Origin of the sequence: Pseudomonas sp. (assembly GCF_048265905.1) — a bacterium.
Classification (GTDB): domain Bacteria; phylum Pseudomonadota; class Gammaproteobacteria; order Pseudomonadales; family Pseudomonadaceae; genus Aquipseudomonas.
Genome location: NZ_JBLXAP010000003.1, coordinates 123,854 through 138,232 on the forward strand (window position 1 = coordinate 123,854; position 14,379 = coordinate 138,232).

Here is a 14,379-nt window from a genome sequence, read left to right on the forward strand (position 1 = left end):
GCCTAACGCGTAGAACTGGCACGGCGCGCTTTGAAAAACGCGCTCAGCACTTCACTGCATTCTTGCGCCAAAACCCCGCCTTCAATCATCACCCGATGATTGAGAAACGCCTGACTGAAAAACTCACCACGACTCAAAGCGACACCGGCCTTAGGCTCTGTCGCGCCAAACACCACGCGCTCGACTCGCGCATGGACGATCAGCCCCGCACACATGCTGCAGGGTTCCAAGGTGACATACAGCGTGCTGCCCGGCAGGCGGTAATTATCCAACTGAACGGCAGCATCACGTATCGCCACCATCTCGGCATGGGCACTTGGATCATGGGTTGAAATCGGGCAGTTAAAGCCGCGCCCGATGATCTTACCGTCCTGCACCAACACTGCACCCACCGGAACTTCACCCAGAACGGCGCCCTGCTCAGCCAGCAGCAGCGCCTCACGCATGAAGTGTTGATCCTGACTGCGATCAATGATTTTCGGTTGCCGCATCAAACCACCGCAATGGCGGCCATAAGGCCGGTTTCCATGTGATCAATCACATGGCAATGGAACATCCACACACCCGGATTATCAGCAACGAGGGCAATTTTCGCCGTCTCATTCTTACCCAGCAGATAAGTGTCGGTGAAGTACGGGGTAATCTTTTTCCGATTCGAGCTGATGACTTTGAAAGTCATGCCATGCAAATGGATCGGGTGAAGATACTGCGCCATGTTGCGCAGCTCAAAAATGTAGTGGTTATTCAGCTTAAGCGTAGCAATTGGCCGGTCGGCACAGGTTTTATCGTTGATATCCCATGCTTGACCGTTAATTTGCCAGTACTTTGCCGGTCCGGCCTGATTCGGGTCGGCCAGCGACGCAGCCCACTCGAAGTTGAACTTAATGGTCTCGGCTTTGGCCAGGTCGGGCTCTGCAACCGGATTAGCGGGCAATGGCGCAGGCCAATCAGCCACTGGCTCGCTTGAGGCCAAACTTTTAATAGTTGCCAAACGCACGGAGCCATCACGCAGCAACAACTCTGTACCCGCCTCGGGCACGCGCAGTGCCAGATCAAGGCGCATACCAGCACCGAGCCAGTATTCCTTGCCCAGTTCACGCGGCTCAATCGGGTTGCCATCGATGGCGTAAATGCGCGACTCGGCATTGGGCAGGTTCAAACGGTAAGTCACCGTATTGTCGAGATTGATCAGCCGCAGCCTCACCACTTGACCGGCTGGCAGCTCCAGCGTAGGCACATGCACGGCATTGATGGTCGACAGACGTCCGCGCGTGCCTTCTCGCGCAGCCTGACGCGGTATGCTGAATGGCGTGAATTGACCTTGCTCATCAACATGCCAGCTTTTGATGCTCAAGGTGCGCTCGTGCTTGAACTCGCTCGGCTCACGCTCCTCAATCACCAGCGGGCCGACAAGCCCCTGCCCCATCTGCTCGGAGCTGAAAAGGTGCGGGTGATACCAGTAGCTGCCAGCATCCGGCGGCACAAATTTATAGTCGAAATATTCGCCCGGCAGCACCGGCATCTGCGACACATAAGGCACACCGTCCATATCCAATGGCAAGCGGATGCCGTGCCAGTGAATAGTGGTCTGCTCAGGCAGTTTATTGATAAAGCGAACACGCAGCAGATCACCCTGGCGACAGCGGATTTCCTGCCCTGGCGCCAAGCCGCCGTACCCCCAGGCAGTGGTCTGGTGGCCGGGCACCAGTTCTAAATCGACAGGTGCAGCGATTAATTCGTAGTCATGGGTTTTCTGGTCAAACGGACGACCCAACCAATAACGAGCGCCACCAGCACCAAGGCCAACAACACTCAAGCCCGCAAGACCTGCGAGCACTTGTCTACGCGTAAACGACATACAAACGGGCTCCTAAATAGCCAATCAACTCGAGCCCATCAGGCGACGGTGAACAGCGTTTTCTCTATGGAAAACGTCTTCTATTTTAAGGCTTTCAACAAACTGCTGTGTTGCCACAAATCACTTCAGTCGGCGATCCGCAGATTTTATCACGGCATAGGCCGCAAGACCGAGTGAACAAACACCACACCTGAAAGCCACGCGCTTGCGCGGCTGACATCTACAAATGCATGTCGCACCTGGACGCCTCGCGCGAACACACGCCACAGCTTAATACTTGATCTAGACGGTCCGGGGCTGCATGGTTGTCAGAGCAGATAATGACGATCAAAACAGGGTAATAACCATGATGCCTGATAATCCAACCATCGCCCTCATCGGCCCCGGGGCAATAGGCACGACCATCGCGGCGGCGCTGCATGAGGTCGGGCGCACGCCGACGGTTTGTGGCCGCTCAGCGTACGAGCAGCTGGAACTTCGCCACGAGGGCGGCAATATTGTGGTACCGGGGCCCGTGCTGACTGATCCGGCAGAGACCATAAACACCTTCGACCTGGTATTCGTCGCGGTCAAGTCAACCCAGATCGAGGCAATAGCACCTTGGCTTTCTTCACTGTGCAACGCGAAAACCGTGGTCTGCGTGCTGCAAAACGGCGTCGAACAAAAAGCCCTAATCGAGCCGTATTTGTCAGGCGGCCCCGTATTGCCTGCAGTCGTTTGGTTTCCTGCGCAACGCGAACCGGACGCCTCGGTATGGCTACGCGCCAAAGCCCGCCTCACCTTACCGGACACCCCGGCAACCGAGTTGGTGGTCAAGGCATTGGCAGGCACATTGTGTTCGGTCGATGTAGCGCCTGACTTCACCTCTGTCGCATGGCGCAAGCTGCTGCAGAACGCCGCCGCTGGCTTGATGGTTTTGACAGGTCGCCGCGCAGGCATGTTCGCCAGAACGGATATTAGTGAGTTGGCCCTAGCTTATCTTCGCGAATGTCTTGCGGTAGCCCGTGCCGAAGGCGCGGTGCTGAGCGACGACGTGCCGCAAGATATCATCGACGTATTTCGTCGCTACCCGACCGACCAAGGCACCTCGATTCTCGCCGACCGATTAGCTGGCCAGCCACTCGAATGGGACTGTCGCAACGGGGTTATCCAACGCCGTGCTCTAGCTCGAGGCATCCCGACACCAATCAGCGATCTGATCGTGCCTCTGCTGGCGACTGCCAGCGATGGCCCGGGTTAAGATCGCCACCTACTCCTAATTCACAAGCCGGTTTGAGAATAGACTGCTTCATCGATGATCAATCCAGCGAGCATTTAAAGAGCCATATAACGATACATGGATATTTAAATACTCATAATATTGAAATTTTCCCTGCACAGGCCCATAGTGAGCACTTAAAGAATCGCAAAGATCTTAGTGGGTCTTAAATTACTCAATTTGCCGAGGTGGTGATGAAACGGGCACGCAGCTACTCGCGCGTTACCAAGCAGGCACTTTCAGTTCTCGGCAAGCTGATCAAGGCTGGCCGCCTGGAACGCAAACTTACGGCTACCGAATTGTCTGAACGTGCAGGCATCACCCGCAAGACTCTGCGCAATATCGAAAACGGCGAAGCTGGTTCTGAAGTCGGCACCGTCTTCGAGGTTGCCGCACTCGTCGGCGTCCGTCTGTTCGATTTCGACGACAGAACACTTGCGATGCACAACGCTCACCTCGAAGAAAAACTGACACTGCTGCCTAAAAGCGTTCGCCATAGTAGACGGGAGGTCGATGATGACTTCTAACTTTATGAAGCACAAAGAGGCCTATGCCTGGATTTGGCTGCCGGGAGAAACTCAACCCGTCGTTGCCGGCCGCATTACACAAACCGGGAATAGCTACGACTTCAACTATGGCGCCAGCTATCTGCACCGCAATGACGCGATCCCGATCTACGCCCCCGAACTTCCGCTGCGCCGCGGCCTGATCGAACCGGCCGCCGGCCTGCCAATGGCTAGCTGCATCCGTGACGGCTCGCCCGACGCTTGGGGTCGCAGGGTTATCATCAACCGCTTGGTGGGTGCCAAGGTCGCTGAGACTGAAGCCAGCAACATCACCGAACTCACCTATTTGCTTGAGTCGGGATCGGACCGGATCGGGGCACTCGATTTTCAACATTCCGCCACGCAATACGTTCCCCGCCTCAAGGCAGAAGCATCCTATGAAGATTTACTAGAAGCGGCCGAACGAATCGAAAAAGGCGTCCCGCTGACGCCAGCTCTCGACCAGGCGTTGAACCACGGCACGTCCATCGGCGGCGCCCGCCCGAAAGCCTTAATCGACAACAGCGATCACAAAATGATCGCCAAGTTCTCGTCAAGCACGGACATTTACAGCGTCGTAAAGGCAGAGTTTATCGCCATGAAGCTCGCAGCTGCGTGTGACCTCAATGTTGCCCCTGTCTCGATGATCGCTGCGGCTGGCAAGGACGTGCTGCTCATCGAACGCTTTGATCGCATCAAATCAAAGACTGGCTGGCAGCGCAGAGCGATGGTTTCAGCTCTGACGATGTTTGGTCTTGACGAAATGATGGCGCGCTATGCGTCTTATGAAGACTTTGCCGAGATCATCCGCCACCGCTTCACCGAACCAAGGAGAACACTGCGAGAGCTTTATGGACGGATCGTTTTCAACATCCTGTGCGGCAACACGGACGACCATGCTCGCAACCATGCTGCCTTCTGGGACGGTGAGATGCTTACCTTGACCCCTGCCTATGACATCTGCCCGCAAGGGAGAACAGGCAACGAGGCGACACAGGCGATGCTGATAAAGGGTGAAAACCGTATGAGCACGCTGCATAGCTGCCTCGCGGCCGCTCCTGATTTCTTGCTCAATGACAAAGAAGCCAAGAGCATTATTGAGGACCAGCTCGCAACGATTGCCAGTGAATGGAACAGGCTCTGCGAGGAAGCCAAGCTGACCGAGACCGACCGGAAGCTTTTTGCCGGCAGGCAGTTTTTGAACAGCTATTGCGGCGAGGGCCTAGGTGCCGAACATAGCGAGCTACGTGAAGGCTTTGAGGCCGCACGCGTGCAGTTGCTCTGCTAAAAAGGCGTCAGGAAGTCGCGCTACGATGAACTGAAATTACGGCCAAGGCATGGCCGCACCAGCCACACCAGCCACACCAACACGGTACTTGGCGATGCACAAAGCTGCCAGAATTTGCCAGCCCCCAAAAAGCCAAAAGCCCGCAATTACGCGGGCTTTTGGGTGTTTTACAGCGATCAATACCAGCCTAGGCCGGACGCGGGATCACTCCCACTCAATCATCAACAAGTCGCCATAACCCTTATGGCCAAAGGGGCGCTAGGAAATCTGTAGGCGCAACACCGTCATTCATGAGAGCGGCAACAGACAAATCGATTTCTGAGACATCTGCTTTGGCGGCATTGCTACATACAAGACTTATAAAAATGCTACCTGAGTATACATCGGTCTGCCCCTTCAAACGGCTCAGCCCTATGCCTTCCCCCCGATCATGAACACTGGGCAGCAATCCGCACTCTCAACTACGCCCCAACATGTTGCCATCCTGAAACCCGCGAGCTAGAGTGCGCCCGTCGCGGTCAATCCCGCGACCGGGCGTCAGAACCCGACAAATCGAGGGCGCGGTAGCGTCATAGCGAAGCGGCAGGCACTCCAGTGTTTTGCTATCGCTTTTCTATGGCAGGCCGTGCGGGGCAGGCGTTTGCCTGGCCGGTTCCCTCGGTTACCGGTTTCTGACCCCCGTACGGTCTGCCACCATACTGCGTCAGAACGGATGGTGGCGGCTCCTTAATCAAACCGAGGAGCATAAGGAAAATGCGCTACCCCTTTTTTACCCAAGAGCTCCGCCTTGGCCTTCTACTCTTGCTGTTCACCTCTGCTACTTCGGAGGTGCACCATGGCTGAGTTCGAAACCTGCGTTGTACCTTTCCCACGGCGGCCAAGCCCGCTACACGAATCAGAGCACTCTACCCTTCCCGTCGAGGCAGCAGCTGAGCTGCGCGCCATCATGCTTGGCAATCTACTGGATCAAATGGCTGAGCCGAATGGCCTCCAGCCGGAGAACCTGCGCCTCCGAGTGGCAGCATACTCAGCTTTGGATCTGTTAGATGAACTGGTGGTGCTCTACCGGCGTGCACTTTCCGAAGTGCGGGGAGGTGCCAGATGAGTAAGGGCGTCATGACATGCCTGCCACCTCACGATGGCCACCCAGGTGTGGAGATAGCCTGGGCTGACGACTGCAGGGAAGCGTTCAATCAGGGCGTCAAGCTGGCCCAGACCTGGCTCGACAACGCCCGCAGCGGCTGGCTCTGGGCAGTAATGATCGCCGAGCGAGACTTACTACCTTGCGCGATAGAGCGGAGAGCATTCGAAGTGGGCTTCCTAAGCCGCGTCCACCAGCGCATATGCTCGCCCAGGTGCTGCGGCAAGTCGGCTAACCCCCTTTCCTTGGAGCTGTAAAGCGGATGTTCGTGAGCCGGCCTTGCCGGCTGGCGCTAACCATCACATGCAGTCAAATTATGGGAACGCCCCGATAACGCAGGAGCCCTAGAATAAATCGAGAACGGCCAGCAACAGTCATTAAGCATCCACAAAATCAGAGGCGATTCAATCTAACGTTTGGTTAAGGGGCGGGCTTTCGCCCGTCCCAGTGAGCGAAGCGAGCGATTTGAACATTTGTTAGGCATTCCCTTTCTCCCATGGGAGTGGAATCTCTCTATTTAGCACGACTTTGTATAGGGCTTTGTTTGCCTCAGCAATTTCTAGCACAACTCGCTTGAGGTCGATTAGTTCGATGTTTTCGGACGTGGTCTTTAATTTCCCCCTGGTTGATGCATATGAAACCACTATCTTTTTAGATTCGGGGTCAAAAAATAGGCTGCTATGAACGTATTTGTTTCTGTTCTTTTGGGCGATTCTTAATTTTGATAGAGCATCAGGATATTCTTTTAGGCTTGGGTGGCTTTCAATATATTGTTCAACCAAGCAGCCGAGGGTATCGATTTTTTGCGGGATCGTATGGTTGTTGAAAAGTATTGTGCCTCTGGGGTCGTTAAGCTCATAGCCTGACATTTTAGCCAGAAATAGGCCCAGTATTTTTTCTGTGACTGTCCATAGGGCAACTATTCGCCCTAGCTCAATCAAATACTCTTCAGGTAAAGGCCAGCTTCCGAAAACAAGTTTATTTAATTCTTCACTTTTCATTTAAGAGCCTAATACAGCGTGGCGCGCTTTGCCTAACGCTTGGTTAAGGGGCCGGCTTTAGCCGGTCCCAGCGAACGAAGTGAGCGATTTGAGCGCATTGTTAGACGTGCCCAGCCGGGATTAATGTTCTTAAGAAATACATTAGTAAGGCAGCGACGACTAATAACGATGCCCCTAGCACGGTTGATATGTTTTTTTCTTTGCTATCAAAATAACGTAGGGAAATGTTCATGAGTGGTGTCTTGAAAATTTTTAGAGCAAGGAAGGAGATTAGTGAGGCTAAAATTATGGCTAAAAATACCAGCGTGGGAATGAATGAGATCAAGGCATAATCTACATTGCTCATTCCTCCAATTTTCATCGGCGCTTCAAATATCCATGTAAGTGAGTTCCAGTGTTCGAATGAAGCGAAAATCAGAAGTGTCTCGTACGCAGTTTCCAGGCTTTTTGTTTTGTGCAGCTCTAGTATTGGTATAGTTAGCGCGGAAGATAAATATACTGATGCTGATATTAGTAAGTATGCAGCTATTGCGTCGAGAGCTAAGTGCTTAGCTATAACTCTGTTGCTATGTGCTGATGCCGCTTTTCGGATGTTGCTCTCAGTAATTTTGGTTGAAATTATTGCGATAATAAAATTTATTGCAAACAGTGAAAAAAACAATACTCCGATGCTGGTGTTCGCGAGGTTATCAATTGCTAGGGTTAGCGAGCCGGTATCTATTGCCCGAAAATGCAAGAACACAGAGAGTGAGAATATAAAAGTTATATAGAATATTAACCTAATTCCTTTAAAGCTGGTTAGAGATCCGTCTAGTTGGTCGTCTATATATTTTTCTAAACTCTGAGACGCGCGTAGCGCGATGGTTTTGTATGAGCCAGAATCTAGATTTAAATATAGCTGTAGTAGTCTTTTGTCTTCGGCTTCTTTTATTTTCTCCTCGTAAGCCCAAGAGATAAATTTCATGATTACGCCTACTACAGCTATGTAAAATATTAAGTTTGTTATTTCAGATGCCAAGGCGAGCTCCTTTATTTACTGGCGCGTATAACGTCTTGCTCACGGAAAAAATGCGAGCGCAGCGAGTATTTTTTCGTGTGCAGCAAATTATTATGCGCTTTACTTCGGTTTATTTTCAGCCTGATACTTATCAAACTGCTCCTCATTATTGATATTCTTTCTATGTACATCCGCATGAGTTTCAGGGTTCAAATTCCGCCCCTTAGTAGGATCTAAGACATCCTCTGGGTCTGTATGCAACTCTTTTGGATTAACATGGTGAAATGCAAACCCTTTTTTTCTTTCTTCACCAGTTACTTCATCTATATTCACGCCTCGTTCGCCTCGGAGTTTCGGAAGGTTCTTGGATGTGAATGAATCAACTTTTCTTCTCATATCCTGCGCCTCAGGGGAGTCTGACACACTAATGAGCGAGTCCCGAGAATATTGAAGTAAGGCTTGCTTTTCGGCATCTCTGACTTCTTGAGATTTCTTATCGGTCAACCCCACTACCGCCGAGCTATGAGCGTAATTTTTACCATCAAAACTCCTTTTGTCTGCATCTGGAATCTGGTTTTCAAATATAAAAGCAGCTTTCGGCCCAGTGGTTTGAAAGATTGTTGGAAAAGCATCTTCATCTACATAGGTCACACCATTAGTTCCGAGCTTTACTAGTTCACCAATTTTCGAATCGATCTTGTCGTATTTTTTTGGTTCAGTTAACTCGTTTCTTCTTTCTGGTTTTTTGTACTCAAAGTCAACCGGCTTTAAAGTTACAGGAAGCTTGCTGGTACTATTATTCTCCTCCTCATTTGGCATGCTTTTTCATCCTTGAATAGATTTCGTTGACTTTTGCTGTTGCCTCATCCGCAGATAGGTGCCTGCAACGATCAGAATGAAGTACTTTAACCAAAGAATTTCGCCATTCTTTCGCCTTGGCTTTTGATTCATACATTTCTTCTTTAATACCAAGGAAGTCGGCTCTTTTTTCACCATCGACATACAATAATACGAAAATCAAAAAAGTTTCTTTCGAGTGAAAATAATCATCGTATGAAAAATCATTGATTTCGTTCGCAGTATTACTGGCTTCAATTTCTGTTTCGTTTAATTCTGTCATTTTTTTCTCTTTGGTTAACGCAGATGGCTGTGCGCAAAACGTTTGGTTAAGGGACGTGCTTTAGACCGTCCCAGTGAGCGCAGCGAACGGTTTTAACCTATTGTTAGGCGTTAACACGGGCATGCGGCCTCGAAAACTATTGCACCTAATTTTTGGATTTCTGCGGTTAGGTCTTCGATGTCGGGAAATGTTTTTAAAGATTTTGTGCGGTATTCAAGCTCTTTTCTCTTGTACAAATTTGCCAGCTTGTTTAGCTGCTCGAAAGAAGCACTTTTTGATATGCCTTTTTCTTTTGATTTTTTGATGAGTTTTTTCAGGTCATGGCCAATTTTTTTTAATTCGTCAGAGCTTAGGCCCTGGTGAAATAGATAGGACTTTAAGGTTAGCTCTGCTGCGTGACCTAGTAAGTAATAGGATACAGAACGGTAATTTATTTTAGTGGGCGGCGTGGCCTGCAAAGTTATTGCCGCCTCAAGAAACTCTGTTGCGAGAGAAAATAATGTGCTTTCGTCTTCGCTGTGATCACCTGCGTTGTTGAATATTTTTGAGTAGCACATGTATGAGCCTAACGTTTGGTTAAGGGACCGGCTTTAGCCGGTCCCGAGTGAGCGCAGCGAGCGACTTGAACCATTTGTTAGCCGTTTTCAATGTGTTGCTGGCAGAAGATAACAAATTGTTCATGTAGTTGAGCGAAGAAGTCTTCTACTGAGCTTAATGCGTGATGGCAAAAATCAGGCCTGATCTCCAATACACCTGCTGATGGGTTTGAAAGCCCGGGCGCTCGCCCCATTAGGGCGGTGATTCTTTTTGAATTTCTGTCGTTGGTGTCGATTATGGCGGAGTTATGGACAATGCTATTTCGCAAAGTATATATGTCAGAAATTAGCTCCCATAAAGCCTCTTTCGGTGCTGTGAACCCTGAAAAGGCGTCAAGAAATTTCCTAGCCCGAGCTATTGTTGAACCTTTAAGATCTTCATGTGTGATGCTGGCTTTTGCAATGATTGCTACGTCGCGGCACAGTAAATTTAGATGAAATTCTGCCGAGGACATTAGGGATACAATGAAAGACTTTCTTAGTTGGTCTCCAATTATTTGCTGCCACTGATATGGGTAATAATACTCCCAGAAGCCCTCGCTAGTAGCGTGCGGCTCAAGAGCCTCAATTTCTTTCCTTTCTTCTTGCGTAATAAAATTTTCTAGCGTTTCGAGAAAATGTCTAAGCTCACTCAGATTTTCTGTTGTAAGCCATCGGGCGGTTCTTCCCATTTCTTGAGCAAGACGCTTATGCGCATTTTCAATGATATGGGGCGGCGGTGAGGAAGGGAATTTCACGGTCGCTCTCCTTATGCGGCTAACTATTAATTAGACGACATTGCTGTCGGGTAACGTACCTTGAAGGGGCTGATAACGTCCGTTGTCATGCTGTAATCCCTTGATTTGCAAAGATGCACTAATGAAGAACGCGACTCAGGTAGGCAAAAAAACGACATGGAAAACCACAGTCAAGATCAGCCAAGATGCAGTGATGGCTAGACGCTACTGATCGGCTTCAATGCTGTCTAGTTAACGTGTCAAAAAAGTGTTGAAATTGCAGCGAGCAAAAGCCGATCAAATCAAGTGAGTGTTAGCCCGGCATAACAAAGCTTAGCGGCATAATGCGTGAAGATACAGAGGGTTCGACTTCTCTGGATCAGTGAATTACCACCGGCCTTCTTGTAGGCACTCGATGACCGCTATTTGCCTATTGCAGCCGGCTGGCCACAGGCGGAAACAGGCCAGAAGCGGATGCTCGAACCAAATGCGTCGTTCGTCGCAAAGACACAAAGCACCCCAGGCGCCGTTGATGGGACGCCTGGGCAGATTACTAACCCTTATCTGGCTTCAAATGAACGAATCTTCGCCAATGCACGGCTGATTGGAGGATTTTCGATACCTACCGGAATAAGAACATCGTCGTCAGGCTTGATAGCTGAAATCTCCAAGTCGTTCTCATCGATCTCCCAAGCATGCATGACAACAACCCCAGAGGTTAATAAATGGCTAATGAGCTTTCCTTCGGCATTCACCGTAGCAACATGACACTTCTTGTGCACCTCATAGTCTTTTAAAAATCTGTCAACGTTTACAGAAGAGCTTGGCGTCATAGTATGGATTCTAGAAAGGGCTGTTAGAACTTTCGAAGAGCCGCCATCAGACCGATCAATATTGCTTGTAACAACCACGCGATAATGCGCAGGACTCTGCCTGCAAATACCACGTATCAATGCGATGCGTAAAATATTATTGGGATCTTTGTCTCCTATAGTTTTTGCGATGTTTTCGAATATTTTATTCCCCACAGCGGCGTGTTCGAAGCCAAACATCAGCAAAGGAGTTTCGCCTTCGCATGTTTGGAAGCCTAAGCTATTCCAACCGGCTTGATTCCATAGACTCGCCTGAATGAGAGAAACCACTTCAAGTTCTCTATGTTTCATTGTAGAAAACTGAAATGGATGTTTTGGACGCTCTTCGCGCGCATCCGGTTTAGGGCTCCAATCCATAGGTTTTATGTTGTGATAGTCAAACCAAGTGGCTTCTCGTGTTGGCTTGTACAACTCGAAGGCCGCATCATTGTGAGAAGTAATACCTGGCACTGCATCACACCCTATGAAATAGCTATCCAAGCCAACATTAGAGTTGAAGATAACTGCGCGCTCCAAGGCCTTATCGTCTCGAAGCATATCTTCCAATTTCGACCAGCCAATTTGAGGGCAAACGATGGAGACAAAGTGAAGGCAGAATTCACTATAGAAACTCTGAATTCTACTTCTTTGCTCGTCGGTTAAATTGGCAATACTGAACGGAGAGCAGAGGATCTCCGCACAAGTCACCTGCGCAGCGGTATCAAAACTGTGCTGTAGTATGAAGTCATCCTCATCTTCCAATAAGATATCAATATTCACGGCGGGCAGGGTAGCCACTGCATGGTCTGCCATCATCGGTGCGCAGAAGCTTTCCAGTACAGCTAGCAATTGCTGCGCTAGTTCGATGCAAGGGGATTTTACTGGGAAGGATACGGACACCTTACAACCCAGGATGTAGGAGCTTATGGAAGTCCAGCGCTCTAGATAGAGGTCGAGCGGGGCCACGGGAGCTCCCATATCAATACTGCGCCACATGTTCATAAAATGAAGGTCAATTGGCTCACCCTCAGGCCCCGCTTTATCTTCATGGCCTAAGCAAACTAATAGCGCATCAGCACTGAGCCCTAGATCCAACTGATTCAGCTTGTCCGGCAGCCAAGCTAGTTTTTCAATATCTGAAAAATTAGCATTGAGAAAAAGCTTACCAACCAAAACCTCGTAATTCATTTTCTGATTTTCTGTCCACGGATTTTCATCCAGCGTTTGAGAGATCAGTTGAGCTAGGTGATACCAGGTCAATGACTGGCCCAAGCGACCCAGCTGACCCTCAATCCACATGAGTCGTTGGTAAATACCAGCCTGCTTAGCACTGCTTCGCTGCTCCTTCAGCGCGTCAGCGGTGACAATATAAGCTGCCATCAGCGCAGCTCCTCGCGCAGCCCATAGCAGGCCTTGCCTCTCGTATGCATGGGACAACATATAAAGGGCAGTGAAAATTTCCGTCTTGCTTTCGCTGTTATAGAGCCCAGAAAGGGACAATCCGAAGCACTTGATCGCCCTGTAGTAATCCTTTTTGTCGCTACTCAGCGCTCCTCGCCTCAGGTACTTATCCGCCTTTATCCGGCTATTCTCCCGTGCACCGGCATCATCAATGAGCTTATCCATCAAATCTTCATAGGCCTTGAGATCTCCGAAGGCCGTATCGAGAGCTTCCAGCAAGTTAACGAGGCGAGCCATAGGGTAACCAATCAGCTTATGAGCGCTATCAGCGATTGAGCCCAAAGACCTGAAGATTTTATTGGCTTGCTCCTCATTTTCGATAGCCAACAAGTCCAGAAGAGCCAGAGAAGTCTTGGCTTGTAATGCACCGCTGATCATATCCGCGTCGTCTGCTATCGAATTCAACTTCTCGCGTATGGTGGCCTCTAGGGAACCCACATCTAGGGTGCACTTTCCGTCTCGATGAGTGGTGACCACTAGATTGAACAACGTTACGACTTTCTCCCATACCTCTACGTTATCGGTCTCTTTGGCCACGCCGAGTGCCTTCTCAAAGGTTTCCTCAAAGAGTTCGGCATTTTCCAACCACCAGTACGCGGCCCATGTCAGCTGATAAAGGGCATCGAAATGCTGTCTCGGGGTACCAAATTTTTTCGCTGTCCGCACAGCAATATTGAAATGCTGCTCCACAGCAACAGCATCCCGTTCCAGCTCTTTGTAGATGATGGCACGCTTGATGTAGAGGTCGACCTGTGAGAGGTTCAAACGGCCTGGATCTTCAATCTGGTCGATCTGGCCTTCGATCTCTACTAGCTGGATCTGCTTGTCAGCGTCGAATGGGCCGATCTGAATCTTGCTCTCAATGCTGCCTGTGAGACCGAGGTGATCGATAGCAAGGTGCTGATTCTTGGGATGCAATGTTTTATCAAGCAGCCACGTTCGATCGTAGATGGTCACCTTGACGCAATACTTTTTCGAAAGGTCGTCCTGAAGCTGCGCCCTCTGGCTGTTCTTGATGAACCGGCTGGAGACACAGAAGATACGAGCGTACCCACGCCCGGTGGACATGATGCTCTCGACATCCTTCGCGCATTTTGTCTTCCAGTCTTTCTGGGTGCTGACACCGAATGCCCATCGTTCGGACTCCGGGGCCTCGTTTAGGCCCCAGAAAAAGGCAATTTGGCTCGAGACAGGATACGTCTCGGTATCAGTTTTACCGTCGCCACCTGCTGTAGGCCCGGTTTGGGGAACCAGGTTGGGGCAGATTTCTCGCTCGCAAAGCTTGCGTACGAATATCTCGAACTCAAGCTCTTGGCTTCGATTGTTCAGAGTATCGAAGTGATACTCCAGCATGGAGCGGTCGATAGTCGATTCTTGTAGCTTCACAGAATCCGAGAACTGCTCCGGACGTCTCGCACGCAAGAAGTCTTGCGGCTTAGGGCCAGCGATCTTGGTAGCCGATTGTTCCTCTTCCATCATCCACTCCTGAAATGATCAATAATATCGCCCGGCTACGACCAACACTTTGGCCCTGAGTCAATAAAGGC

The 14,379-nt window shown here is 50.1% G+C and carries 14 protein-coding genes; 5 read left to right on the forward strand and 9 right to left on the reverse strand.

Features of this window, described 5'->3' with window-relative positions:
* Nucleotides 1–2: 2 nt before the first annotated feature.
* The gene (tadA, locus tag ACN0UH_RS06075; RefSeq protein WP_417661219.1) at nt 3–491 is read right to left on the reverse strand and encodes a tRNA adenosine(34) deaminase TadA; all 489 of its coding nucleotides are present in this window, start codon (nt 489–491) and stop codon (nt 3–5) included.
* On the reverse strand, nt 491–1,858 hold the full coding sequence (locus tag ACN0UH_RS06080; RefSeq protein ID WP_417661220.1) for a multicopper oxidase family protein: 1,368 nt from the start codon (nt 1,856–1,858) through the stop codon (nt 491–493). Before ACN0UH_RS06080 ends, tadA begins: the two co-directional genes overlap by 1 nt.
* Before the next feature lie 346 nt (nt 1,859–2,204).
* On the opposite strand from ACN0UH_RS06080, the gene ACN0UH_RS06085 reads away from it, so the two are divergent.
* From ACN0UH_RS06085 to ACN0UH_RS06105, 5 genes are all read left to right on the forward strand, one after another.
* Nucleotides 2,205–3,098 (forward strand): oxidoreductase, encoded by an 894-nt coding sequence (locus ACN0UH_RS06085; RefSeq protein WP_417661221.1) that lies wholly within the window; start codon nt 2,205–2,207, stop codon nt 3,096–3,098.
* Nucleotides 3,099–3,310: 212 nt separating this feature from the next.
* Nucleotides 3,311–3,643, forward strand: a complete 333-nt coding sequence (locus tag ACN0UH_RS06090) for a helix-turn-helix transcriptional regulator (protein WP_417661222.1) — start codon at nt 3,311–3,313, stop codon at nt 3,641–3,643.
* The gene (locus ACN0UH_RS06095; RefSeq protein WP_417661223.1) at nt 3,633–4,949 is read left to right on the forward strand and encodes a type II toxin-antitoxin system HipA family toxin; all 1,317 of its coding nucleotides are present in this window, start codon (nt 3,633–3,635) and stop codon (nt 4,947–4,949) included. Before ACN0UH_RS06090 ends, ACN0UH_RS06095 begins: the two co-directional genes overlap by 11 nt.
* A gap of 835 nt (nt 4,950–5,784) precedes the next feature.
* Nucleotides 5,785–6,054 (forward strand): hypothetical protein, encoded by a 270-nt coding sequence (locus ACN0UH_RS06100; RefSeq protein ID WP_417661224.1) that lies wholly within the window; start codon nt 5,785–5,787, stop codon nt 6,052–6,054.
* A complete protein-coding gene (locus ACN0UH_RS06105; RefSeq protein WP_417661225.1) occupies nt 6,051–6,347 on the forward strand; it encodes a LasR-specific antiactivator QslA in 297 nt (98 codons plus the stop codon). Before ACN0UH_RS06100 ends, ACN0UH_RS06105 begins: the two co-directional genes overlap by 4 nt.
* Nucleotides 6,348–6,566: 219 nt before the next feature.
* Here the strand turns inward: ACN0UH_RS06105 and ACN0UH_RS06110 are convergent, their stop codons facing one another.
* The 7 genes from ACN0UH_RS06110 to ACN0UH_RS06140 form a co-directional block, all read right to left on the reverse strand.
* Nucleotides 6,567–7,091 (reverse strand): hypothetical protein, encoded by a 525-nt coding sequence (locus ACN0UH_RS06110; RefSeq protein WP_417661226.1) that lies wholly within the window; start codon nt 7,089–7,091, stop codon nt 6,567–6,569.
* Between the two features lie 100 nt (nt 7,092–7,191).
* A complete protein-coding gene (locus tag ACN0UH_RS06115) occupies nt 7,192–8,055 on the reverse strand; it encodes a hypothetical protein (protein ID WP_417661227.1) in 864 nt (287 codons plus the stop codon).
* A 153-nt stretch (nt 8,056–8,208) separates the two neighbouring features.
* Nucleotides 8,209–8,907: a hypothetical protein gene (locus ACN0UH_RS06120; RefSeq protein WP_417661228.1), complete on the reverse strand. Its 699-nt coding sequence runs from the start codon at nt 8,905–8,907 to the stop codon at nt 8,209–8,211.
* Nucleotides 8,897–9,208, reverse strand: coding sequence for a hypothetical protein (locus tag ACN0UH_RS06125; protein ID WP_417661229.1), 312 nt, complete (start codon nt 9,206–9,208; stop codon nt 8,897–8,899). Before ACN0UH_RS06125 ends, ACN0UH_RS06120 begins: the two co-directional genes overlap by 11 nt.
* 110 nt (nt 9,209–9,318) lie before the next feature.
* The gene (locus tag ACN0UH_RS06130; protein WP_417661230.1) at nt 9,319–9,765 is read right to left on the reverse strand and encodes a hypothetical protein; all 447 of its coding nucleotides are present in this window, start codon (nt 9,763–9,765) and stop codon (nt 9,319–9,321) included.
* Nucleotides 9,766–9,842: 77 nt separating this feature from the next.
* On the reverse strand, nt 9,843–10,541 hold the full coding sequence (locus tag ACN0UH_RS06135; RefSeq protein WP_417661231.1) for a hypothetical protein: 699 nt from the start codon (nt 10,539–10,541) through the stop codon (nt 9,843–9,845).
* A 539-nt stretch (nt 10,542–11,080) separates the two neighbouring features.
* Nucleotides 11,081–14,308: a hypothetical protein gene (locus tag ACN0UH_RS06140; protein WP_417661232.1), complete on the reverse strand. Its 3,228-nt coding sequence runs from the start codon at nt 14,306–14,308 to the stop codon at nt 11,081–11,083.
* Between the last annotated feature and the right edge of the window lie 71 nt (nt 14,309–14,379).